Genomic DNA, 408 nt, shown 5'->3' with positions numbered 1-408 from the left:
GCTCGGCAGCAGGCGCACCGGTGCTTTGCGGTCGAGCCGCAGCATCAGCGCCAGGGCTGCGACCGCGGCAAGGATGAGGCCCGCCTTGGCACCGACCGCCTGCACGAGCGAGGCACAGGACAGCGCCGCGATGGCGAGGCAGATCAGGCCGATGCGCCCGGCCGGAATGCGCGCCCCGGCGGAGCGCTCCACGGGGCGGTTTGCCGGCAGCACGAGCGCGGCTGCGACCGCCAGGATGGCCGAGATCAGCACCGTCACGACAAGCGCGCCGCGCCAATGTCCGGCGCGTGCGAACAAGCCGCCGACCAGCGGCCCGAGGAAGACGGAGATCGTCCAGCTCGTCGCCATCAGCGCGATGACCCGCGGCCAGAGCTTCGACGGGAAAACCGCGCGGACAGCCGTATAGGC

Annotated in this window: 1 protein-coding gene; it reads right to left on the bottom strand. The window is 72.3% G+C overall.

All coding sequences use genetic code 11. The features are described 5' to 3' along the window. Positions 1–408: MFS transporter (locus tag AB4Y92_RS26180; protein WP_441822277.1), on the bottom strand; the 408-nt coding region annotated here is incomplete at both ends.

This window comes from Lysobacter sp. TAB13 (assembly GCF_052113885.1).
GTDB lineage: Bacteria > Pseudomonadota > Gammaproteobacteria > Xanthomonadales > Xanthomonadaceae > Lysobacter > Lysobacter gummosus.
This window is presented reverse-complemented; position numbering and strand designations above follow the sequence as displayed.